At 75.2% G+C, this 21,874-nt stretch carries 15 protein-coding genes and 2 pseudogenes; 7 read left to right on the top strand and 10 right to left on the bottom strand.

Translation table 11 applies throughout. The annotated features are described in order from the left end of the window. Positions 1–43: 43 nt before the first annotated feature. Together ACFWEG_RS06055 and ACFWEG_RS06050 are read right to left on the bottom strand one after the other, a co-directional pair. Positions 44–1,948 carry a hypothetical protein gene (locus ACFWEG_RS06055; protein ID WP_387209693.1) on the bottom strand — a complete coding sequence of 635 codons (1,905 nt, stop codon included), beginning with the start codon at positions 1,946–1,948 and terminating at the stop codon, positions 44–46. Positions 1,949–2,179: 231 nt separating this feature from the next. Further along, on the bottom strand, positions 2,180–2,416 hold the full coding sequence (locus ACFWEG_RS06050; protein ID WP_387209691.1) for a DUF397 domain-containing protein: 237 nt from the start codon (positions 2,414–2,416) through the stop codon (positions 2,180–2,182). Between the two features lie 244 nt (positions 2,417–2,660). Here ACFWEG_RS06050 and ACFWEG_RS06045 point away from each other — a divergent pair, with 244 nt between their 5' ends. Beyond that, complete coding sequence (locus ACFWEG_RS06045; protein WP_387209689.1) at positions 2,661–3,227, top strand: GNAT family N-acetyltransferase; 567 nt, start codon at positions 2,661–2,663, stop codon at positions 3,225–3,227. Between the two features lie 73 nt (positions 3,228–3,300). On the opposite strand, the gene ACFWEG_RS06040 is transcribed toward ACFWEG_RS06045, so the two are convergent. Continuing rightward, positions 3,301–5,529, bottom strand: a complete 2,229-nt coding sequence (locus tag ACFWEG_RS06040; protein ID WP_387209687.1) for an FUSC family protein — start codon at positions 5,527–5,529, stop codon at positions 3,301–3,303. Between the two features lie 111 nt (positions 5,530–5,640). Between ACFWEG_RS06040 and ACFWEG_RS06035 the strand changes: the two are divergent. Together ACFWEG_RS06035 and ACFWEG_RS06030 are read left to right on the top strand one after the other, a co-directional pair. After that, positions 5,641–5,998: pseudogene (locus ACFWEG_RS06035) on the top strand (VOC family protein). Between the two features lie 69 nt (positions 5,999–6,067). Further along, positions 6,068–6,712: a dihydrofolate reductase family protein gene (locus ACFWEG_RS06030; RefSeq protein ID WP_387209685.1), complete on the top strand. Its 645-nt coding sequence runs from the start codon at positions 6,068–6,070 to the stop codon at positions 6,710–6,712. A gap of 31 nt (positions 6,713–6,743) precedes the next feature. On the opposite strand, the gene ACFWEG_RS06025 is transcribed toward ACFWEG_RS06030, so the two are convergent. The 4 genes from ACFWEG_RS06025 to ACFWEG_RS06010 form a co-directional block, all read right to left on the bottom strand. Continuing rightward, positions 6,744–7,370 carry an NUDIX domain-containing protein gene (locus ACFWEG_RS06025; RefSeq protein WP_387209683.1) on the bottom strand — a complete coding sequence of 209 codons (627 nt, stop codon included), beginning with the start codon at positions 7,368–7,370 and terminating at the stop codon, positions 6,744–6,746. A 40-nt stretch (positions 7,371–7,410) separates the two neighbouring features. Further along, on the bottom strand, positions 7,411–7,899 hold the full coding sequence (locus tag ACFWEG_RS06020; protein WP_387209681.1) for a DinB family protein: 489 nt from the start codon (positions 7,897–7,899) through the stop codon (positions 7,411–7,413). A gap of 263 nt (positions 7,900–8,162) precedes the next feature. Then, a complete protein-coding gene (locus tag ACFWEG_RS06015) occupies positions 8,163–9,563 on the bottom strand; it encodes an FG-GAP and VCBS repeat-containing protein (RefSeq protein WP_387209679.1) in 1,401 nt (466 codons plus the stop codon). A 126-nt stretch (positions 9,564–9,689) separates the two neighbouring features. After that, a complete protein-coding gene (locus ACFWEG_RS06010) occupies positions 9,690–10,835 on the bottom strand; it encodes a DUF2786 domain-containing protein (protein ID WP_387209677.1) in 1,146 nt (381 codons plus the stop codon). 123 nt (positions 10,836–10,958) lie between these two features. On the opposite strand from ACFWEG_RS06010, the gene ACFWEG_RS06005 reads away from it, so the two are divergent. From ACFWEG_RS06005 to ACFWEG_RS05995, 3 genes are all read left to right on the top strand, one after another. Further along, positions 10,959–11,702, top strand: a complete 744-nt coding sequence (locus ACFWEG_RS06005; protein WP_387209675.1) for an ABC transporter ATP-binding protein — start codon at positions 10,959–10,961, stop codon at positions 11,700–11,702. Further along, a complete protein-coding gene (locus tag ACFWEG_RS06000) occupies positions 11,687–13,810 on the top strand; it encodes an FtsX-like permease family protein (protein WP_387209673.1) in 2,124 nt (707 codons plus the stop codon). Before ACFWEG_RS06005 ends, ACFWEG_RS06000 begins: the two co-directional genes overlap by 16 nt. A 217-nt stretch (positions 13,811–14,027) precedes the next feature. Next, positions 14,028–15,722, top strand: coding sequence for a bifunctional 3'-5' exonuclease/DNA polymerase (locus ACFWEG_RS05995; protein ID WP_387209671.1), 1,695 nt, complete (start codon positions 14,028–14,030; stop codon positions 15,720–15,722). A 291-nt stretch (positions 15,723–16,013) separates the two neighbouring features. Here the strand turns inward: ACFWEG_RS05995 and ACFWEG_RS05990 are convergent, their stop codons facing one another. The 3 genes and pseudogenes from ACFWEG_RS05990 to ACFWEG_RS05980 all read right to left on the bottom strand — a co-directional run bounded on the left by ACFWEG_RS05990 (position 16,014) and on the right by ACFWEG_RS05980 (position 19,884). Then, positions 16,014–17,345: a hypothetical protein gene (locus tag ACFWEG_RS05990; RefSeq protein WP_387209669.1), complete on the bottom strand. Its 1,332-nt coding sequence runs from the start codon at positions 17,343–17,345 to the stop codon at positions 16,014–16,016. A 50-nt stretch (positions 17,346–17,395) separates the two neighbouring features. Next, a pseudogene (locus ACFWEG_RS05985) lies at positions 17,396–17,918 on the bottom strand (SigE family RNA polymerase sigma factor). Beyond that, positions 17,899–19,884, bottom strand: a complete 1,986-nt coding sequence (locus ACFWEG_RS05980) for an NIPSNAP family protein (RefSeq protein ID WP_387209667.1) — start codon at positions 19,882–19,884, stop codon at positions 17,899–17,901. Before ACFWEG_RS05980 ends, ACFWEG_RS05985 begins: the two are co-directional and overlap by 20 nt. A 299-nt stretch (positions 19,885–20,183) precedes the next feature. Between ACFWEG_RS05980 and ACFWEG_RS05975 the strand changes: the two genes are divergently transcribed. After that, positions 20,184–21,866 carry a lysyl oxidase family protein gene (locus ACFWEG_RS05975; RefSeq protein ID WP_387209665.1) on the top strand — a complete coding sequence of 561 codons (1,683 nt, stop codon included), beginning with the start codon at positions 20,184–20,186 and terminating at the stop codon, positions 21,864–21,866. Positions 21,867–21,874 lie beyond the last annotated feature (8 nt).

Here is a 21,874-nt window from a genome sequence, read left to right as displayed (position 1 = left end):
ACGGCCCGCCGGGAGCTCCCGGCGGGCCTTCGGCCGTGTGCGGTCAGCTCTGGCGGGCCCTCAGCCTCGGGGCGAGGCGGTGGAGGGCGAAGCCGGCCACCGCGAGGAGGAGGCCGCCGCCGAGGGCGATGCCGATGCCGCCCGCACCGGTGAGGGCGAGGCCGCCGTCGGTGGAGCCGGAGCCCCCCGTCGGACCGGCCGTTCCCGCCTCGGAGCCGGCGTCGGCACCGCCGGAGTCCGCGCCGCCGTCGCTGCCGGAGCCGCCGCCGGTGGAGCCGTCGGGCCCTCCGTCGGACCCGTTGCCGCCGTCCGTCCCCCCGGTGGTGGAGCCGTCCTCGACCTCCAGGGTGAAGCGGGTGGTGGCGTCGCCGAGCGCGGCGACGACCGTGTAGGTGCCCGTCGCCCGGCCCGCGACGAGGTTGGTCACCTCGGCGACGCCCTGGTCGTCGGTCTTCGCCGTGACCCCGACGCCCTTCTCCCCGAACCGCGGGGTGCCCGGGCTCTCGTCCTCGACGCTGAACTCGATCGCGGCGCCGGCGGCGGGCTTGCCGTCGGCGGTCACCTTGACCCGCAGCGGGTCGAACGTGCCGCCCGGGGCGACCTTCTGCTCGTCACCGGCGACGGCCTCCAGCTGGGCGGACAGCACGCCGACCTCGGCGTCGAAGACGGTGGTGACGTCGCCGACCTCGGCGAGGACGGTGATCTTGCCGTCCCGGGATCCGGTCGCGAAGTCCGGGGTCTCGGCGCGGCCGCCGGCGTCGGTCACGACGGTCGCGGTCGGCTTCTCGTAGGGAACGCGGAAGGTGGTGCCGGTGTCGCCGGTGTCCCGGAGCGTGAACGTGACCGAGACGCCCGGCACGGGCTTGCCGTCCTTGTCCCGCGCGACGACGGCCATCGGGGTGAGGTTCCGGGAGATCTGGCCGTCGCCGGACACCTTGGCCAGCTCGGTGACGGGTGCGGCCGACTTCCACTGGAGGACGACCCGGCCCGGGCCGCCGTTGCCGTTGGTGCCGCCGCCCGCGATGCCCACGGTGTCGGGGGTGTCGGAGAAGTTGTCCACCCAGAACGGGTCGTCCTTCGCCGGCGAGGTGTCGCCGTCACCGACGACGACGCGCGCGCCGGTCACCTTGTCCGGGTCCGTCCAGCTGGTGCCCCCGCCGCCGCTGCCGCCGCCACCGCTGCCGGCCGTACCGCCCTTGGCCGCGGCACCACCGCCGCCGCCCGCATAACCGCCGCCACCGCCGCCGGCACCGTCGGCGCCGTCGCCGCCCTTGCCGCCGTCGGCGTGGTCCGCGCCAGGGGAACCGGCGACGTCGCCCGCTCCGCCCTGGCCCCCCTTGTCACCGGAGGCGCCCTTGCCGCCCCAGGCCCCGTTCTCCTCGTCCACGCCGTCCGCGGCCCGCGCTCCGCCCGCGGCGCCGCCCTGGCCGCGCTCGCCGATGGAGGTGTTGCCGGCACCGCCGCCGCCGGCGATCAGGAGCGGGGTGCCGTCGGCGGTGCGCACGCCGGTGCTGGAGCCGCCGGTGGTGCCGTGGGCTCCGGCGCCCTTGCCGCCCCGCGCGTCGCCGTAGCCGTGGCCGATGACGCCGTAGCCGCCCACGCGCACGGACAGCTCCTGGCCGGGCGTGACGTCCAACGTGCCCGCGACGAACGCGCCGGCGCCGCCCGAGGACATGATCCAGCCCTGACCGCCGCCGCCCCAGCCCCGGACGTCCAGGTCCTCGACGCCCGCGGGCACCTCGAACTTCTGGGCGGCACCCGTGGCGTCGTAGACGCGGCAGCTGTCGAAGCCGGCGGTCGGCGTACAGGCCGCGCCGCCCTCGGGTGCGGGGTTCTCGGCCGCCGAGGCGACGCCCGTCCAGCCGGTCGCCGTCAAGGTGATCGCGGCGACGACCGCCGCCCCGCGCTGCCGACCGTTCCGGCGCAGGCGGGAATGACTCGTGTGCATCAGCACTCCAAGGCTCGTGAAAAGCCTCCCCCCCGGGAGGCGGCACTGTTCGTTTGCGGGTGTCACCCCGGGGCCGCGTCCCGGCGGCCGCGCAGGGGTGATCGGAACATCACATCATCCGCACGGAAACATGACCACATCTGGTGGTCGTTTTTCGCTTCTGTTCGCACGGGGAGGCACGCGTCGTGCCCCAGGGTGTCGGTGCGCCTGCGGCGGGTGACGGTGCGGGAGTCAGGCAACCAGGTGGTCGAACTCGCCGTCCTTCACACCGGCGAGCATCGCCTCTATCTCGGCCGGCGTGTAGACCAGCGCCGGCCCTTCGGGGAAGTTCGAGTTGCGCATGGCCACGCGGCCACCGGGCAGCTTCGCGAACTCCACGCAGTTCCCCTGGGAGTTGCTGTGTCTGCTCTTCTGCCAGACCACCCCCCGCAGGCTCGTGGCGGCCATTCCGTTGTATGCGTGGTCCATTTGGCGCTCCCCGTGAGTGCAGATGCCACCGATCTCAACTTCCTTGGATCATAACCACGTTCACGTGCGGCTGCATGAGCAGATGCACGTGCACGCGGAGTGGTCCGGCGGTTACAGCGACGGCGGAGCGGTCAGCGGTGCCGCGGACGACCGACCGCCCAGCGCTTCATACGTACGTCCCGCATCTCCGTCTCGACGCGGCCGGGCGGCTGACCCCGCCGGTCGGCTGGCTAGGCTGGTGATCATGACCCGCCCCGCCCCCGACTCCCCCACGGTCCTCGACCTCCGCGCGATCCGCTCCGACCCGGCGCTCGACGCCGCGTTCGCGGACTCGGCGCACGGGATCCTGGCGGACCTGGTGGCCGGCGGTGCGGCGCTCGGGTGGGTCGAGCCGCCCGGCCGGGACGAGGTCGCCGCACTGCTCGCCGAGGTCGCGGCCGGCGTGCGGGCGGGGGACGCGGCGCTGCGGGCGGCGTACGCCGACGGCCGACTGGTCGGTCTCGGCTACTGGTCCCGGTACGCCCGGCCGACGCACCGGCCGCACGCGGACCTGGAGAAGGTGGCCGTGGGGGCCGCCGCGCAGGGCCGGGGGATCGGCCGGGCGCTGGTCACCGCGCTGGTCGCGGACGCGCGGGCGGCGGGGATCGAGGTCCTCACCCTGGACGCGCGCGGCGACAACGAGGGGGCGCTGAGCCTCTACCGGTCGCTGGGGTTCCGCGAGTACGGGCGGCTGCCGGACTTCGTCGCGGTCGGCGAGCGGCGGTACGACAAGGTGTTCTGCATGATCGACCTGCGCGGCCCTGGGGAGTAGTCGAGCTCGACCAGTGGACGGAGACCTGGGGCCGGAGACCGGTAACCAGCCGCCGACGGCCGGAGACCGCAGGTCATCCGTCCGGCGGCCGCACCCGGGAGGACACACTGGTCGGCCGCAGGGCGTCGGACAGCTCGTCCAGGGCGTTGAGCAGCAGCCCGACCCCGAGGCGGACCATGTGGCTGCGGGTCTCGTGCCAGGTCGTCTCCGAGGAGGACTCCCCGGCAGGTGCGCCCTCCGCCGGGTCCTCGGCGTCGGGCCGCCCGTCCCCGTCCGCCGCGTCCCACGCCGAGAGCGCCCGGCGCAAGGGCATCCAGTCCGGCGCCCGCCGCTCGCGGACCGCGGCCGCGGCGCTCACCGTGACCGCCCGCACCGCGTCGGCGGTGGCCGCGGCGGCGGGCGCGGGCGTGGCGGAACGCTGCGGGAGGTGCGCCTCCATCAGCATCGCGGCCCGCCCGAACTCCGCGAGCGCGTCCTCGGCGTCGGCCGTCGCCGTCCGGGACAGGCCGCGGTGGCGCACCGGCTCGTGCCGGGCGGTCTCGACGGCCTCCTGCCAGGCGACGCGGGCGTCGCGCAGGTCGAGCAGCGACTGCCGGACATCGGCGGTGGAGCGCGGGTCGGCGTAGTGGTCGAGGACGGCGCCGGCGTACCGGCCGCCGGCGGCCAGCCAGTCGGCGAGCCGGTCCCGCAGCCGGGGCGTCTCCCAGGCGGGGAACAGCGCGTAGGAGGCCATCGCGAGCAGCCCGCCGAGCAGGGTGAGGCCGACGCGTTCGGCGGCGGTCTGGGTGAGGTCGTCGCCGCCCATCTCAAGGAGGAAGACGGTGTACCCGGTGACGCACGCCGACGTGACGGCGTAGCCGGTCCGCAGCAGGGTGTACATCAGCCCCGCGCACAGGATCGCGAGCGCGGCGCAGACCACCGTGCCCGGGTGGGCGAACTGGACCACCACGGAGGCGACGGCGACCCCCACCAGCGTCCCGCCGAACCGGGCCACCGAGCGCGCGTACGTCTGCGTGAAGTCCAACCGCATGATCATGACGGCGGTCATCGGCGCCCAGTACGGGTGCCCGAGCGGCAGCGCGGACGCGGCGAGGTACCCGACGACGGTCACCGCCGTCACCCGGACCGCGTGCCGCAGCACCGCCGACCCCGCGCGCAGCTCCCCCCGCATCGCGCGCAGCGCGACGGGGATCACCCCCAACGTCGTCGGCCGCGCAAGCGTCGCGGGAGCCGGAGCGGGAGCCTTTACGGGTGAGGCCGTCGCGTCCGCCGCGGCCCGGTGGGGGCGGGCGGGAGGCGACGGGCGGTGGCCGGGGTCGCCGGTGGCCTCGGCGATGTCGTGGAGGAGGGCGTGCAGCCGGGTCTCGGCACGCAGGGCGGCCCCGGTGAGCGCGCTCGGCCCGGCCCCGTCGGCGGTGTCCCCGCCGGCCCCGGGCCAGTCGGGCACCTCCGCCGGTTTCCCGTGCCGGACCGCCCGGGCGGCCGCGTCCAGGACCCGGCCGGCGTGGGAGAGCAGCTCGCGCACGTGGTCGCGCGCCGGTCCCTCGGCCGGGGCGCCCAGGGCGGGGTCGGCGAGGGAGGCGAGGACCGGGCGGATGCGTTCGGCGAGGCCGCGGGCGCCCCGGAGGGCGGCGGGGCGGCGACGGGCCTGGGCGGGGGTGAGGGTGGCCGCGTGCCGGGCGGTCATGAGCGGGACCGGGTCGAACGGCGCGACCGGGTCGTGCCGCAGCCTGCGCGCGTAGTCCGCCTCCGCGGCCAGCGCGTCGGCGAGCGCGTCGCGCTGCGCGCCCCACCGCCGGACCGGGAACAGCTTGGCGAGGGTCGCCTGCACCAGACCGCCGAACGCGATCGTCGCCGCGTGGCGGGCGGCGTCGGCCGTCGAGGTGGGCAGGGTGATCGTCACCAGCATGATCGAGACGTTGCCCGACGCGATGATCCCGAACGTGGGCCCCGCCGCCCACGCCAGCCCGGCGAGGAACGTCCAGACGGCGAGCAGCACCATGAACACGACGAGATGGACGGCGGCGACGTAGCCGAGGAACGTCGACACCGCGAGCGTCACCCCGGCGGTGAACGCGAGGACGGGGCGCGGGCGCCAGCTGCGCTGGAACGTCGCGATCGCGGCGTAGAACGCGCCGAACGCCGAGCTCGCCGCGACCGCCGGCCCCGACAGCCACAGCATCAGCCCGATCACGATCGCGAGTCCCGCCGCGCCCCTGACCGCCACCAGCGGCTGCAGCCGCTGCCGCTCGACCCGCAGCCCGGACCGAGCGGTCTGCGACAGCGAGGCGGGCCAGCTCATGCGCCCAGGGTACGCAGCCCCACACGGACGAACCGGGACGTACCGCCCCGCCGGCGCGAGCAAGATCGCGATCCCCGCGACCAGCGCACGCGGCCCTGCCAGACTGCGCTCATGGCGAACCGCTGGAACGGTGTGACCGTCGACTGCCTCGACGTCGAGCGGATGGCGACCTTCTGGGGGCGCGCTCCTCGATCGAGAGCGCGGCCCGTCCATGCCGGGCTGGGTCTACCTCGGCAGCGTCGGCGACCCGCAGCCCCGGCTCGTCTTCCAGCCGGTCCCCGAGCCGAAGCGGGGCAAGGTGCGGCTGCACCTGGACGTCCTGGTCGACGACATCGACGCGGGCATCGCCCAGGTCGTCGCCCTCGGCGGGCGGCCGACCGGCGAGCGGCACGAGTACCCCGGCGAGGGGGTCGTGGTCGTGATGGAGGATCCCGAGGGCCACGAGTTCTGCCTGTCGCAGTACTCCTGAGGTGTCGGCGCGCCGATGAGTTCCGCACACCGCTCCGGTCTTGACTACGTCACGACACGAGGAGGAGCGATGGGACAGTTGCTGCGGGTGCAGAACTTCGGGGTTTCCGAGGACGGGATCGGCGCCGGTGAGGACCAGACGCTGCAGCAGCCGTTCGGGCACGTCGACCCGATGCGGCTGATGCGGTGGGCGACGGAGACGGCCGGCTGGCCGGGGCGGACGGACGGCGGCGGCAGCCGCGGGCTCGACGACTACTTCACGCGCGACTTCTCGCACGGCATCGGCGCGGAGATCATGGGCCGGAACAAGTTCGGGCCGCAGCGGGGCCCGTGGGAGGACCACACGTGGCAGGGCTGGTGGGGCGACGAACCGCCCTTCCACACACCGGTGTTCGTCCTCACCCACCACCCGCGGCCGTCGTTCACCCTCTCCGACACCACGTTCCACTTCGTCGACGGCTCACCCGCCGAGGTCCTCGCCCGGGCCCGGGAGGCCGCGCAGGGCAAGGACGTGCGGCTCGGCGGGGGCGTCCGCACCGTGCGCCAGTTCCTCGACGCGGATCTGGTCGACACGCTGCACGTCACCGTCGCGCCGGTGAAGTTCGGCAGCGGGCTGCGGTTGTGGGACGCACCGGAGGAGCTGCTCGACCGGTTCCACCTGGAGAAGGTGCCGAGTCCGAGCGGGGTGGTGCACCACCTGTTCTGGCGCAGGTGAGTGCGGGGCCGGCGCGGGGTCGGGCGAGGGGTCAGTCGACCGCCGCGCCCGCCCCCGCGTCCGGCGCGCCCTCGCCTCTGTCCGGCGCGCCCTCGCCTCTGTCCGGCGCGCCCTCGCCTCTGTCCGGCGCGCCCTCGCCTCTGTCCGGCGCGCCCTCGCCTTCGTCCGGCGCGCCCGCCCCCGCCGCGTGCCCGCCGACCGCCCACGGCCCGTCCGGGAGCAACGCGGCCAGTACGGCGAGGAGTTGCGGCGGCTCGACGGGGTCGGCCAGCGCGCGCACCTCGTCCCACGGCACCCACGCCGTCGCGTCGAGGCTCGCCAGCTCGTCGGGCTGCAACCCGTCCTGTCCGAGCGGCGGTTGCTCGCGGTCGAACCGCGCGGCGCAGTAGTGCTCGGTCCCGGTGTAGTGCAGACCGTTCCACCACATGTCCCGCTGCACCGGCGCCCAGCGGTCGATCACCCCGCCCGGATCCAGCCCCGTCTCCTCGACCAGCTCCCGCCGCGCCGCGACCAGCAGCGACTCCCCCGCCTCCACCCCGCCCCCCGGCGGCTCCCAGATCAGCTTCCCCCCGACCGGGTCCCGCCAGCGCATCAGCAGGACGCGGTCGGCGGCGTCGACGCAGAGGACCCGTGCGGTGGCGTGCCGTGTCGTGGACATGGGGCGAGCCTAGGGGGGTCGTCCTCAGGCCGCGCAGGGTTCAGCGGGGGCCCAGACCGGTGCGGCCTTCGAGGAGTTCGCGGGCGATGTCCAGGTGGCCGGCGTGGCGCGCGGTCTCCTCTATGAGGTGGAGGATGACGCCGCGCAGGTCGGCGAGGTCGTCGCCGAGGGGTTCGGGGCGGGGGACCTTGGTCGGGGCGGACAGGGGCGTGCGGGCGATGACCGCGTCGGAGTGGCGGCACTGCTCCTCGTAGAACGCGAGGACCGCCTCGCGCGGCCGGGGCGTGGTCAGCGGGTCGTGGTCGCCGGCCCACGGGTGCGGCTCGGCCTCCCCGCCCACCACCTCCTGGAACCACGCCCGCTCCACCCACCCCAGGTGCTCCACCAGACCGAGCGGCGTCCAGCCGGACGGCACGACGGACGTGGTCAGGGCGCTGTCGTCGAGCCCGTCCACGATCGCCACCACACTGGCCCGCTGCGCCGCGAGGAAGGCGACCAGGGCACGCTTCTCACCGTCATCCGCGTTCATGCGCGGATCATGCCACCGGGCACTGACAACGGGCGGCGGATGCGGTGCGCGACGGCCCTGACCTGCGGAGCCCGGCCCCCGCGCGCGTGTGCGTGCGAGGGCTGAGCGTCCACGGCGGCAAGGCCGGCGCGTCCGCGCACCGGGCCGGACCACGCCGGAGTGCCGTCGCCCCGGCGTCGCGACGCGCCGTGGCGGCCGGTCCTGACCGGACCGGCCTTCTGGGTACCGGGGCCGCCCGGCACGCCGGCGGAGCGCCCCCTACCTCACTGGGGGAACGACGGCCACAGGCCGATCACCTTCACGCCGGTGCTGACGCCGGAGGGGCCGCCCGGGAAGAGGAGGCTCGTCTTCTCCTCGCCGTAGCGCCTGTCGCCGACCAGGAGGTCCGCGTCGCCGTCCCGGTCGATGTCGCGGAGCCGGAGGTACACACCGAACATCTCGTGCTCGGTGGGGCTCTCCGGCACGCCGGTGGTGGCGCGGGTGAACCACTTCGATCCGGTCCCGCTGAGGCCCTTCGCGCCGCCGCGCAGGACGTGGACGCCGCCCGCCCCCTCCGCCGAACCGACCTTCTCCTGCCACACGCCGACCGCGAGGTCCGGGTAGCCGTCGCGGTCGGTGTCGCCGGCGGAGAGCGAGCCGCCGAACCAGTCGTTCTTGGAGGCGGCCGTGACGATGCCCGAAGTGGACTGCGTGAGGCGGTACTTGGTCGAGGGGCCGGAGGCTCCGCCGCGGACGACGACGACCGAGCCGGCACTGCCGTTGTAGCGGCTGTCGCCGACCGCGAGGTCGCCGTAGCCGTCCTTGTCGAAGTCGGCGACGACGCCCGGAGCGCCGTAGCCGGGGGTCGAGCTGTTGACGGTGACGTCCGCGCCGCTGATCTTCACGGTGCTGCCGCCGCGCAGGAACCAGGCGTTCTGGGTCTCCTTGCCGTTGCGGTACCCCGTCGCGAGGACGTACAGGTCGGTGGCCTTGTCCTTGGTGACCTTGCCCGCGACCAGCCCGGCGTTCTCCATGCCGCTCGCGCTCACGGGGCGGCGGTGCTCGGTGACCTTGCCGGTCTTCCCGGCCTGGGAGAAGCCGCCCCGGAAGATGTGGACGGTGTGCGAGCCGTCCGCGACCGCCAGGTCCGTCCGGCCGTCGCCGTCGAAGTCACCGGTCTCGACGTCCGCACCGAATCCGTAGCGGGTGACGGGCTGGGAGGCGAGCCGGGTGGCCTTGGCGCCGAGGCCGGACTTCCCGCCCCACATGATGGTGACCGCTCCGGCCGAGACCTTGCCGCCCACCTTCTCGCTGCGGTCGCCGACCGCGAGGTCGCCGTAGCCGTCCCGGTCGAAGTCGGCGGCGGCCAGGTCCTCGCCGAAGAGGTCCGAGTAGCCGCCGGCGTCCCCGGCTGTCCCGGGAACACCCGCACTGGCCTGCGTGAACTTCTTCGAGACGGTGCCGGGACCGGCCGCGGTCCCGTAGGTCACGAGGAAGCCGGCGCCTCCCTGTTCGGAGGTCTGGGCGTAGTCGCGGTATCCGTCGCCGTTGAAGTCGTCGCCGTACTTCGCGGGTGCGGCCGCCGCCGGCTGCGCGACGACCAGCGGCACCGCGGCCGTGAGGGACGCCGCGGTGGCCGTCGCGAGAGCGAGCCGCAGCGGGCGGAAGGTCCTGCGCGTGATCATGCGTCTCCTGCAGGTGCACGGGGCCGGACGGGGCCGGTCCCGGAGGATCTTGTGAGCAGAGGCGCAGGGGGAGACATCCCAGGGGGGAGGAAGGTTGTACGGGAGGGGCGCCGGTGCCCTTTCCGGTCAGCGCAGGTGCGCGCGGTCCGCCGCGGTGGTGCCGTCGGTCCAGCCGGCCTCGTCGTAGGCGCCGCGGACACGGGAGGTGGTGGTGCGGGGGAACATGCGGTCCGCGCTGGTGGTGACGGCGACGTCCCGGGCGGCGAGGGCGGGCAGCAGGGAGGGCGCGTCGGCGGCGGCCTCCTCGGTGGTGCGGGCGGCGGTGTCGTGCAGGCGGGTGCCGATGCGGGTGGCGTAGGCGAGCAGGAAGGACTGGCGGAAGGTCTTGGTCCGCTTGCGGCCGCCGCGCCGCTGGGCCGCCTCGCCGCGGGCCATCGCGGTGGTCGCCTGGACCAGGAGCGAGGTGTGGAGGAGTTCCACCGCCTCCAGGTCGCCTTCGAAGCCGACGACGGTGGAGAACCCGTACGCCCCGTTCCACACCGCCCGGCAGTGGTTCGCCTCCGCGACCGCGGCGAGCAGGATCGCCTTGGCGTCCTCGTACGGCGGCTCGACGCCGACCCGGATCGCGGCGGGCGTCTCGCCGGTCGGCCTTGTCGCGTCCAGGCGGGCCGCGTCGACGGTGTGCCGGGCCATGAGCTCCTGCGCCTTGGCCGACAGCGCCTCGGCCTCCTCCGGGTAGTCGGTCGCCTCCGCCTTCGCGAGCAGCGCGCGGATGCGGGTCAGCATGCGCGGGTCGGCGTGGTGCGGCACGTCGATCAGCGCGTCCCCGGGGGCCGGTCCCACCGCCTCGACGCGCGGCAGCCGCACGAGGAGCCGGAGCACGGCGAGCACGACGCTCGCGTACGAGAACCGGTCGGCGCGGTACGGCGTCCCGTGGTCAAGGTCGACTAGCTGCAGCTGACCGGCCCAGCGCGGCGGCAGCCGGTCGTACCGGGCCGTCTCCTCGCGGATCAGCTCGGCGGCGACCCGTACGTGCGGCCCGTCGAGGTCCCGGGCCACGAGCCGTACGACGTCGGCGGGCTGCCATCCGCGCGTCCAGGCGTCCCGCACGAACTCCCTTCCGCGGCGCGCGAGTTCCGCGTCCACCGCCGCGTCCGCCGCGAGCAGCGACGCACCCGCGTCGAGCGCGGCGTCCCCCTCCGCGTACAGCGCCGCGGCGAACGCGGCGTCGACGGTCTCCTTCGGGGAGCGGGGGCGGGGCGTGGAGGTCATGGGCGGGGCGTCCGAGGGCAGGCGGCGGGGGGGGCGTACGCCTTCGAGGGTAGGGCAGGCACTACCTTCGAGACGCCCGCAGGTGGTCGTGATCACGGCACCGCGCGAGGCCAGGGTTGCGGCATGACCCCAACAGCACCGCACACAAGCGCACTCGTCACGGACACCGCCGCCGTCCGGCTCACCGCGCTGCACCGCGTCCACGGAAACGTCCGCGCGCTCGACGGCGTCGACCTCATCGTCCCGGCGGGGACCTTCACCGCCGTGACGGGCCCCTCCGGCTCGGGGAAGTCAACTTTGCTCAGCTGTGCGGCGGGCCTGGACCGGCCGACGTCGGGGAGCGTGCGGATCGACGGGACGGAGCTGACGGGACTGAGCGAGCGCCGGCTGACGTTGCTGCGGCGGGAGCGGATCGGGTTCGTGTTCCAGTCGTTCAACCTGCTGCCGTCGCTCACCGCCGCGCAGAACGTGGCGCTCCCGGTGCGGCTCGCCGGTCGCCGGGTGAGCCGGGCCGAGGTGCGGGAGGCCCTGGCACGGGTGGGGCTCGAGGGGCGGGCCGGGCATCGCCCGTCCGAGCTGTCCGGCGGGCAGCAGCAGCGGGTGGCGATCGCCCGCGCGCTGATCGCGCGACCCGCGGTGCTGTTCGGGGACGAACCGACCGGCGCGCTGGACCGAGTGACGAGCCGTCAGGTCATGCGCATGCTGCGGGACCTGGTCGACCGCGACGGCCGGACGATCGTCATGGTCACCCACGACCCCGACGCGGCCGCGTACGCCGACCGCGTCGTCACGCTGGTCGACGGCCGGATCGCGTCGACCGCCGAGCGGACCGCGGACGGGGGGCGGACGGCGTGCCGAGCCTCCTGACCCTGGTGTGGGCCGGGCTGCGCACCCGCTGGGTGACACTGGCCGGCTCGTTCGTCGCCCTGTCCCTCGGTGTCGGCCTCGTCGCCGCGACGGGACTCGGACTCGCCGCGACCGCCGATGGTCCGGCCCCGGCGACCGCCCTGCGGGACACTCTGCAGGTCCGTGTCGAGCGGGGGCCGGGGGCGGCGTACGTGACGCGGCCGCTCGCCCATCCACAGCCTGTGGACAGAGTTTCGACGGCCGGGAAGGCCGGGCGGGACGGCGTGGCGGGCCCGGCCGACGGCACAGAGCACGACGGTGGCGGGCCCGGAGGGCCGGGCGACCGCAGTACGCCGGGCGCGGGGGTCAAAGCGCACGACCGCGACGCGCTGGCCGCCGCGCACCGGGCCGCCGGGTCGTCCGTCGAGCGGCTGCCGTACGGGACCGGCGGCGACGGCGAGGCCGTACTCGCCGTGCAGGCCACGCTCGGGACGGCCGGCGGGGTGACCGCGTTCGTCGCCGCGTTCGTCGTGGCCTCCACGTTCGCGTTCGCCGTCGCCCTGCGGCGACGGGAGTTCGCGCTGCTGCGGCTGGCCGGGGCGACGGCGGGTCAGGTGCGGCGGACGGTGACGGCGGAGGCGGCCGTCGTCGGCGCGCTCGCCGCGGCGGCCGGATGCGGCCTCGGGGCCCTGGGCGCACCGGAGTTGGCGCGGCTGCTCGTCGACGGCGGGATCGCGCCGCGGTGGTTCGCGATCACCGGCGCACACACCTGGCCTTACCACCTCGCCTTCTGGACCGGCCTGTCGGTCTCCCTCCTCGCCTCCTACGCGGCGGCCCGGCGGGCGGGGCGCACCGGGGCGGCCGAGGCGATGCGCGAGGCGTCCCTAGACCGGGGCGTGCTGCCCGTCGCACGGCTGGTCGTCGGGACCGCCCTGCTCCTGGGCGCGGCCGCGCTCATCGCGTACACGCTGGCCACCGACCCCGACGAGCTGCTCAAGCGCAAGACGTACACCACCCGGCCGATGCTGCTGATCACCGGCGCCGCGCTGCTCACCCCGCTGCTCGTCCGGCCCCTGACCCGGCTGCTCCGGCTGCCGGGCGCGGTCGGCACGCTGGTCCGCGAGAACACCGCGGCCGCCGTCCGCCGCACCTCCGCCGTCGCCGCGCCCGTCCTCGTGACGGTCGCGCTGGCCGGATCGATGCTCGGGACGGCGGACTCCGTCGCCGACGCGAAGGCGGCGGAGGCGCGGCAGCAGCTCGCACCGTCCCACCTCGTCGTCACCGGCGACGACCTGCGGCCGGTCGACGTCCCCGGCGCGGTCCTCTCGCCGTCCGCCTCGACCGTCGTCCTCACCCGCGAGGAGGGCACCGCGCTCGTCCGCACCGAGGCCCGCGCGGTCACCTCCCCGGCCGCGCTCGCCGCGACGCGCGCGCTCCCGGTCGTCGCCGGCGACGTCCGCGATCTCGACGACTCCTCCATCGTCGTCAACGAGGAGTGGCAACGGCACACCGTCGGCGACCACGTCGACGTCTGGCTCGGCGACGGCCGCCCCGTCCGGCTCCGCATCGCCGCGGTCCTCGCGCTCGGCACCGGCGACAACGGGGCCTACGTCACCCGCGCGAACGTCCCCACCGCGGCGGTGGACCGCATCGACGTCCGTGTGGGTGACGCGTCCTCGACCCGCGCGGCGGCCGCGCTCGCCGCGACCGGCGGAAAGGTCCGCACCGTGCCCGACCTCCTCGCCGACACCCGTCCCGCCTCCGCCCCCCACACCCGCCTCGGCTTCTGGCTCGTCCTCGGCATCGCGCTCCTCTACACCGTTATCTCCCTCGCGAACACCCTCGTCATGGCCGAATCCGTCCGCGGCCCCGAACTCCGCGCCCTCCGCCTCGCAGGAGCCACCCGCTCCCAGATCCGCCGCGTTTTGGCCGGCGAAGCACTCCTCTCCGTCACCCTCGGCGCGACCCTCGGGCTCGCGGTCACCGCAGCCAACCTCGGCACCCTCGCCCTCGCCCTGCGGGCCATCACCGCGCCGGCGGTGGTCGGGGTGCCGTGGGGGGCGGTCGCGGTGGCGGCGGGGGTGTGCGGGGTCGTCGCGGCGGGGGTGGCGGCGGCGAGCCGCGAATGAATCCAGCCCGGCCGGCGTGGGGAGGCCCAAGACCCCAACCCGGCCGGCGTGGGGAGGCCCAAGACTCCAGCCCGGCCGGCGCGGGGAGGCCCAAGACTCCAGCCCGGCCGGCGCTTGAGGCCACCGGGCGGAGCCCGGTACCCGCGGCGGAGCCGCGAAACCCCTCGTCGCCCGCCGCTCCAGGCGTTTGTCAGTGCCGGATGCCATAGTCGAACGCGTGGACGGACGATGGCTGCTGGAGCCGACGCCGCGCGGCGGCGCACGGGTGGTGCGGGTCGGGGAGACCGGCACCCCCGAGGGGCAGCCGTGCGAGGAGCCGGACCTCGTGGAGGCCGTGCGCGCCCGACCCGACGCCACGCGCTGGGTCTGGCGCTCCACCGCCGAGGTCTACCCCCGCCTCCTCGCCGCGGGGATCCGCGTCCGGAGGGCGTACGACATCGAGGTCGCCGAGGGCCTCCTGCTCGGCCACGCCGGCCGCCTCGGCGAACCCCGCTCCGCCGCGGCCGCGTACGCCCGGCTGCACAAACTGCCCGTCCCGCCGGACCCCCCGTCCCGCCCCGCGGACCCCGGCTCGCAGTCCGCCCTCTTCGGCGCGGACACCGCCGAGGGCCGCACGCCGCTGCCGTTCGACCACCTCCTGGAGGTGTACGCCGACCAGCTCCGCCGGCACGAGGACACCGCGCACCCCGACCGTATGCGCCTGCTCACCGCGACGGAGTCCGCGGGCGCGCTGATCGCCGCCGAGATGAACCGCGCCGGCCTTCCCTGGCGCGCCGACCTCCACCGCGAGGTGCTCACCGAGCTGCTCGGCGAGCGCTACCCCGGCGGCGGCGAGCCCCGCCGGATGGCCGAGCTGACCGACCGCGTCTCGGCAGCGTTCGGCCGCCGCGTCCGGCCCGAGCTACCGGCGGACGTCGTCAAGGCGTTCGCCCAGGCGGGGATCCGGATCTCCTCGACCCGCCGCTGGGAGATCGAGGGCATCGACCACCCGGCCGTCGAGCCGCTCATCGAGCACAAGAAGCTCTACCGGATCTGGGTGGCGCACGGCTGGGGCTGGCTCCAGGACTGGGTGCACGACGGGCGTTTCCGCCCGCAGTACCAGTCCGGGGGGACGGTCACCGGCCGGTGGACGACCAACGGCGGAGGCGCGCTGCAGATCCCGAAGGTGCTGCGGCGGGCGGTCGTCGCGGACCCCGGGTGGCGGCTCGTCGTCGCCGACGCGTCGCAGATGGAGCCGCGGGTGCTCGCCGCGATCAGCCGGGACCGGGGGCTGATGGAGGTCGCCGCGCGGGAGGACGACCTGTACCAGGCCGTCTCCGACAAGGCGTTCGCCGGCGACCGGGACATGGCGAAGATCGCCGTGCTCAGCGCGGTCTACGGGCAGACGTCCGGGGACGGGCTGAAGAACCTCGCGCTGCTGCGGCGGCGCTTCCCGACGGCCGTCGCCTACGTCGACGAGGCGGCGCGGGCCGGTGAGGAGGGGCGGCTCGTGCGGACGTGGCTGGGGCGGACGAGTCCGCCGGCGGCGGGGGCGGAGTCGTACGAGGAGGCGGGGCTGCCGCAGGGGCCCGAACCCGTCGCGCCCGACGGCGAGTTCACGCCCGGGTACGCGTCCACGAACATACGCGCCCGGGGGCGCTTCACCCGCAACTTCGTGGTGCAGGGCAGCGCGTCGGAGTGGGTCGTCCTCATGATGGCCTCGCTGCGGCAGCGGCTCTGGGGGCTCCGCGCCGAGCTGGTCTTCTTCCAGCACGACGAGGTCATCGTCCACTGCCCGGTCGACGAGGCCGACGCGGTCACGCAGGCGATCCGCGCGGCCGGGGGGACGGCCGCGCGGATCGCGTTCGGGGACACCCCGGTCCGCTTCCCCTTCACCACGGCGGTGGTGGAGAGCTACGCGGAAGCGAGGTAGCGGGCGGGGGGCCTTTCGCGGCTCCGCCGCGTCTGCACGACCTTCGGCCGCGCGGCCTCAAGCGCCGGCCGGGCTGCGTTCTGTCGCGGCTCGGACGCGACACCCTCCGCCCGGCACGAGAACTTCGCGGCTCCGCCGCGCACACCGGGCTCCGCCCGGCGGCCTCAAGCGCCGGCCAGGCTGGAGTTTTTCCCGCCCGGGCCGGCAGGTGCGTTCGCGGCTCCGCCGCGTCTGCACGACCTTCGCCCGCGCGGCCTCAGACGCCGGCCGGGCCGAAATTCCCCGCCGCCGCTACCCCAGCTCCCCCCACCTCTCCGACAGCGCGATCTGCCGCAGCTCCGCCATGCTGTGCAGCGGCGTCTCGCGTGTCGCCGAGGTGTGCTGGGTGCTCGCGTTGTACTCGGCGACGACGACCCGGTCGCCGTTGGGGCGGAGGACGTCGACCTTCCACTCGACGACGCCCTTGCCGCCCTTCTCGCCGGGGCCCTTCGACTCCTGGACGAGGGTGCCGTCGGGCAGGGTCTCGGCAGAGGCGTAGAGCTGCGTCTTGGCCTCGGCCCGCGAGTGGTGGTCGCCGACGTAGCCGGGCTGGACGTTGACGCCGATCAGGGAGCCGCCCTCGCCCTCGTCGATGACATAGGAGGCGTAACCGCTCTGCGCCATGCCGGAGTTGGCCAGGATGATCCCCTTGGGCAGCAGGGAGGCGAGCACCTCGGCGACCGCCTTCTCCGGCATCTCGCCGGGCGACGGCGTCTCCGGGTCGGCCGGGTCGGAGCCCGACAGCAGCTCGTCCCAGGCGGGCAGCAGGGCGATGCCCTTGAGCTCGGCCGTGGTCAGCGGGGGCTCGGGGCGGGTGACGGTGCCGAGCTTCTCCTCCGCCGCGTTGTACGCGCCGACGGTGATCGCGTACCCCTCCGGGGTGACGACGGCGACGGACCAGTTCTTGGCGTTCGCCCGCTCGTCGCCGTAGTCGTAGCCCTGGAAGAGCTGCACGCGGGAGCCGTCGGCGAGGGTGTCCGTACGGCAGGAGTCGAAGCGGACCAGGGACTTCGACGGGCACGCCACGAGGTCGCGGGCCGTCGCACCCTGCGGGTCGACGCGGCTGAGGCTCAGCCGGATCAGCGACGCCCCGTCCCCGTCGTCGAGGACGAGGGACGCACTGCCGGTGTCGGAACCCTGCTCCTTGGTGGTCCTGCCCTCCGGCAACGCCCCCTTGAGCGTGGCGAGCACCTTGTCGCCGTCGACGGTGAGCCCGTCCCACTCCTCCGCTCCGGCGAACTCGCCCTTCGAGGAGGACGTCGGCTTCGGTGACGCCTTCTCCTTCAGTTCGAGCGTCGACTCCGACGTCTTCACCGGCCTCGGCGACGGAGAGGCGGTCGCCCGGTCCGCGACCGAGCTCTGCTCCAGCGCCCTGCCCGGCCCCCCGGCCAGCTGCTGGGTGCCGAGGCCGACGACGGCCAGCGCGGCGGCCGCGCCGGTGACGGCGAGGGCGCGACGGCGGAAGAGGCGGCGGCGGCCCTGGCGGAGGCCGGCGTCGACGAGGGCGGGGCGGTCGGGCTCGAAGGTGTCGGCCGTGCGGCGGAGGGCCGCGCCGAGTTCGTCCTCGAACGGCGAGTCAGGCATGGTGGAACTCCCCTTTGAAGGCATGAGGTTCACGAATCGCGCGCGGGTGGTCAGCCCGACGCGTAGGTCACGAGGCTCCCGCCGAGCTGGTCGCGCAGCTTCGCGAGCGCCCGGCTGCTGCGGGTGCGGACGGCGGACGCGCTGACGTCGAGCGCACTGGCCGTCTCCTCGACGCTGCGGTCCTCCCAGAAGCGCAGGACGACCACCGCCCGGTCCTTCGGCGGCAGCGCGGCCAGCGCGGCGAGCAGCGAGAGCCGCAGATCGGGGTCGCCGGCGGCGCCCCCCCGCCGCGCCGAGCGCGCCCTCCGGCAGCTCCCCGTACGGCCGCTCGCCGGACGACTTGCGGCGGCGGGTGGCGAGGAACGCGCGGACCAGCACGGTCTGGGCGTAGCCCGCCGGGTTCTCGATCCGGCCGATGCGCCCCCACTGGGCGTACATCCGGCTCAGGGTCTCCTGCACCAGGTCCTCGGCGAAGTGGGTGTCGCCGCTGGTCAGGAGGCAGGCCGCCCGGTACAGCGGCGCCGTGCGGCCTGCCGCGAACTCCCTGAACGCGTCATCGCGAGCCCGTCTCACTGTCTCCCCCGTCGTCGTGCCGCTCGGTCACCCCTTTGATGCGGCGGGGGGTGTGCGATGTTGCAGACCGGTTCGGATCCCCCGCCCGGAGCTCCTCCGCCTCCGCGACGAGCACCCGCGCCTCGTCCGTCCGCCCCGCCAGGTGCCGGGCCGTCGCGAGGTCGACCCGCGCCTGCGCCTCCGCGCCCGGGTCGCCGAGCCGCTGCGCGGTGCCGACGGCGAGCTCGCACATCCACGCCGACTCGGTCTGCAGCAGCCGCTGTTGCAGGTACGGCACGACGCACCGGATCAGCGCGAGGACCTGTCCCGGCGCACGGGCCGCCCGTTCCTCGGCGAGCGCGGTGAGGACGGGCAGCTCGGCGTCGGCCCAGGCGAGGGCCGCGTCCGCGTCGGCGAAGGGCTCGGCGTCGCCGAGGACGCCGGTGAGGCGGCGGTCGCGGTCGGGGCCCGGCGGGAGGAGGACGAGGGCGGCCTCCCGCGCCCGGGCCGTGCACCAGCGCAGGACGCGGTCGGCGGCGGCCTCGCCGTCCCGGCCCGGGGCCGGCTCGCCCGCGAAGGCGCGGACCAGGTCGTGCGGCGCGAACCGCCCCGGCCCGGCGGGCTCGACGAGACCGGCCCTGGCCAGCCCCTCCAGGGCGAGCACGGCGCGCTCGTCCGTGGCCCCCATCAGCCGCGCCGCGGACCCGGCCCCGTACCAGGGCAGGGCGAGCGCGCCGATGCGCCGCAGGGCGAGCGCGGACTCGGCGGAGAGGGCGGAGGCGGCGACGGTGAGCGGGCCGTGCAGGCCGGCGTCGTCGCGTCCGGGCCGGCCGACGTGCGCGGCCTCGTCGGCGAGCTGGGCTGCGAGTGCGTGCGGGTCCGGTGCGTCCCGGGCGGCGAGCCGCGCCGCGGCCAGCCGCAGCGCCAGCGGCAACCCGCCGCAGGCGCACGCCAGTTGCTCCGCCCCGGCCACCCCGAGCAGCTCCTCGCCTGCCGCCGCCGTCAAGGGCCCGAGTCGCAGTCCGACCGCCCCGATGAGCCCCGGCAGCGGCTCCCGGCTCGTCACGACGACCGCGCACCCGCGCTCGTCGGGCAGCAACGGCCGTACCTGCGCGGCGGATTCGGCGTCGTCGAGCACGAGCAGCGTGCGCGTCCCGGCGAGCCGGTCCCGTAACTGCCGGGCCGCGGCGCCGTCCTCGGCCGGGACCGTCCCCGCCCCGAGCCCGTGCAGCAGGGCCGCCAGGGCCCGGCCGGGCGCGAGCGGCCGCCGGGCGCCGCCGAGCCGCAGGTACACCCGCCCGTCGGGGAACTCCGCGCCCGACGCGTGTGCCACCCGCAGCGCCAGCGCGCTCTTCCCGACCCCGGCCACCCCGCTCACCACGGCGGTACGGGCCCGGCCGGCGGGCCCGGTGACCGGTCCGGAGCCGGGCCGAGGGGGCAGGACGGCGCCCCCGCGCGGGCCCGTGGGGCCTGCCGCGCCCGTACGTCCGGTGGGGGCGGGCGCCGTGAGCGCGTCGGTCAGCGCCCGGACCTCCGCGTCACGGCCGACCAACCGCTCCGCGCACGGCGGGAGTTCGAGCGCCCCGTCCCTCCGCATCCCGCCACGCCCCCGCCCCGCGACCCGCGCCGACCGTTGGCCACATGTTAGCCATCCGTCGCCGAACCGGGCGGGTCCGGAAGCATCGGGCGCATGAAGGTCCGCTAGTACCGCAGCACTCCGCAGCACACAGCCGCTCTCGTCGCGCATGGCGTCGGCGGCGACGAAGTCGGGATGGCGACCGAAGAGCGCCCGGTACTCCTCGTACGCGGCGAGGCTCGGGAAGCTGAAGAGGGCCAGGGCCTCGTCGCCGGCGCCCTCGCCGGGCAGGAAGTACCCGTGGTGGGTGCCGCCGTGCCGGTCGACGAGCTCCATCCAGCGCCGGCCGAACCGCTCGAAGGCCTCGGTCTCGGCCGGATCGATGACGTACCGGACTACACCGGTGATCATCCCCCGAGGCCAGGGCGGGCGCACCGTCGAAGGCCACGACGACTGTTTTCGGCCAAGAGTCGAGCCATCCGCGCGTGTCGGTGAACCTTTTCGCGCCCGCGGGACTCTCTCACGCGGGGGACAGTCTTCACGACCGGAGCCCGCCCGGAGGTCCGCAGGCAATGACCGGCCCGCGGACGGGGCGGAAGGCTCCGGCGGGGCCCGCTGTTCGTCCATGCCCCCGGGCACGCCGACATGACCAAGCAGGGAGCCGGGAGCCCGCCGGAGCGCGGGAGCCGGAGACCGGAAGCAGAGGCACCATGACCAGGACACCACCGAACCGGCTGTGGCGCTGCGCGCTCGCCTCGGGGGCGGCGCTCGCCGTGACCGCGGGCGTCGTGGCGGCCGCACCCGAGGCGCCGAAGGCCGACGGGGCGCCGGAGCTGAGCCTGATCGCGGCGACGGACTCGCTCACGCTCGACTCCTACAAGGAGGACCCGGGCGTCTACCTCGACCTCGGGACGTACCTGCGCGCCGACGGCGGCGACTTCGAGCTGAAGGTGACCCGCAACCCGTCCTACCGGACGCCGATCGCGGTCCAGCAGATCATCCGCACCGGCTCGGGGACGGCCGCCAAGACCCTGCCGAAGGGCCTGGTGAAGGACTTCGCCGGGCTCCCGGGCTTCGTCTCGGTCGAGATCAAGGACGCCAAGGGCAAGAAGGTCCTCACCCGCACCGAGGCCTACTGCCCGAACAACGCCTCCGGCCGCGTCCGCCCCGACGCTCCCGCGAAGTCGCGGTTCCCGGAGAGCTGCCCCTACAACCCGTTCACGCTGGGCTCCGTGTGGGGCGTGCCCGACGGGTGGGCCTCCAACACCTACGCCGGATACTCCTCCCGGCCCGTGAAGCTGGCCAAGGGCAAGTACACCGCCAAGGTCTCCGTGGCCGAGAAGTACCGGACCCTCTTCGGCATCGCGAACAAGCCGGTGACGGTCAAGCTGACCGTCCGCGAGCGGAGTTACGAGGACGAGTCGTCGTTCTCGGCCCGGAGCGCCCACTCCGCCCACGGCGCGCACGGCACCCAGCGCCCGGCCGCCCCGGCCGCCGAGACCAGCGGCGCAGGCCCGTCGTACAACGTGGGCCACGGCCCCTACACCCCCGCCCCGCCGGCCCTGCCCTGGGCCTCGAAGAAGGCGGCGCTGCGCAAGACCGCCCCGTCGGCGGAGGTCGGCGACGGCACCGGGCAGACGGACGGCTCCCGCCAGGCGCCCGCGCTCGGCCCCAACCCGGCGCGGCCGACGGGCAGGGCGGCGGTGCCGGACGTTCCCAAGCCCGACCTGCGCTCGCTGCCCGCCTTCGGGATGCGCATCGACAAGCAGAAGAAGAAGGACTACCTGGCGTTCAGCGCCAACGTCTGGAACGCGGGCCCCGCCACCCTGGTCGTCGACGGCTTCCGCGCCCCGGGCAAGAAGCTGATGGACGCCTACCAGTACTTCTACGACGCGGCCGGCAACCAGGTCGGCTACACGCCCACCGGCACCATGGAGTGGGACCCGCGCAAGGGCCACGAGCACTGGCACTTCACGGACTTCGCCAGCTACCGGCTGCTGAAGGAGAACAAGAAGGAATCGGTCCGCAGCGGCAAGGAGGCCTTCTGCCTCGCCAACACCGACGCGGTCGACTACACCGTGCCGAACGCGAACTGGCACCCGAACAACACGGACCTGTCCACGGCGTGCGGGCAGGAGAACTCGATCTCCGTGCGGGAGGTCCTCGACGTCGGGTCCGGTGACACCTACACGCAGGACCTGCCCGGGCAGTCCTTCGACATCACGAGCCTGCCGAACGGCACCTACTACATCCAGGTGCTCGCCAACCCGGAGAAGCGGCTCAAGGAGACGAACCTGGAGAACAACAGCGCGCTGCGGAAGGTGGTGCTCGGCGGGACCAAGGGCGCGCGGACGGTGAAGGTGCCGCCGCACGGCCTCATCACGGCGAAGTAGTCAACCTT

It is taken from the genome of Streptomyces sp. NPDC060194, assembly GCF_042728285.1.
In the GTDB taxonomy this organism is placed as follows: Bacteria; Actinomycetota; Actinomycetes; order Streptomycetales; family Streptomycetaceae; genus Streptomyces.
This window is presented reverse-complemented; position numbering and strand designations above follow the sequence as displayed.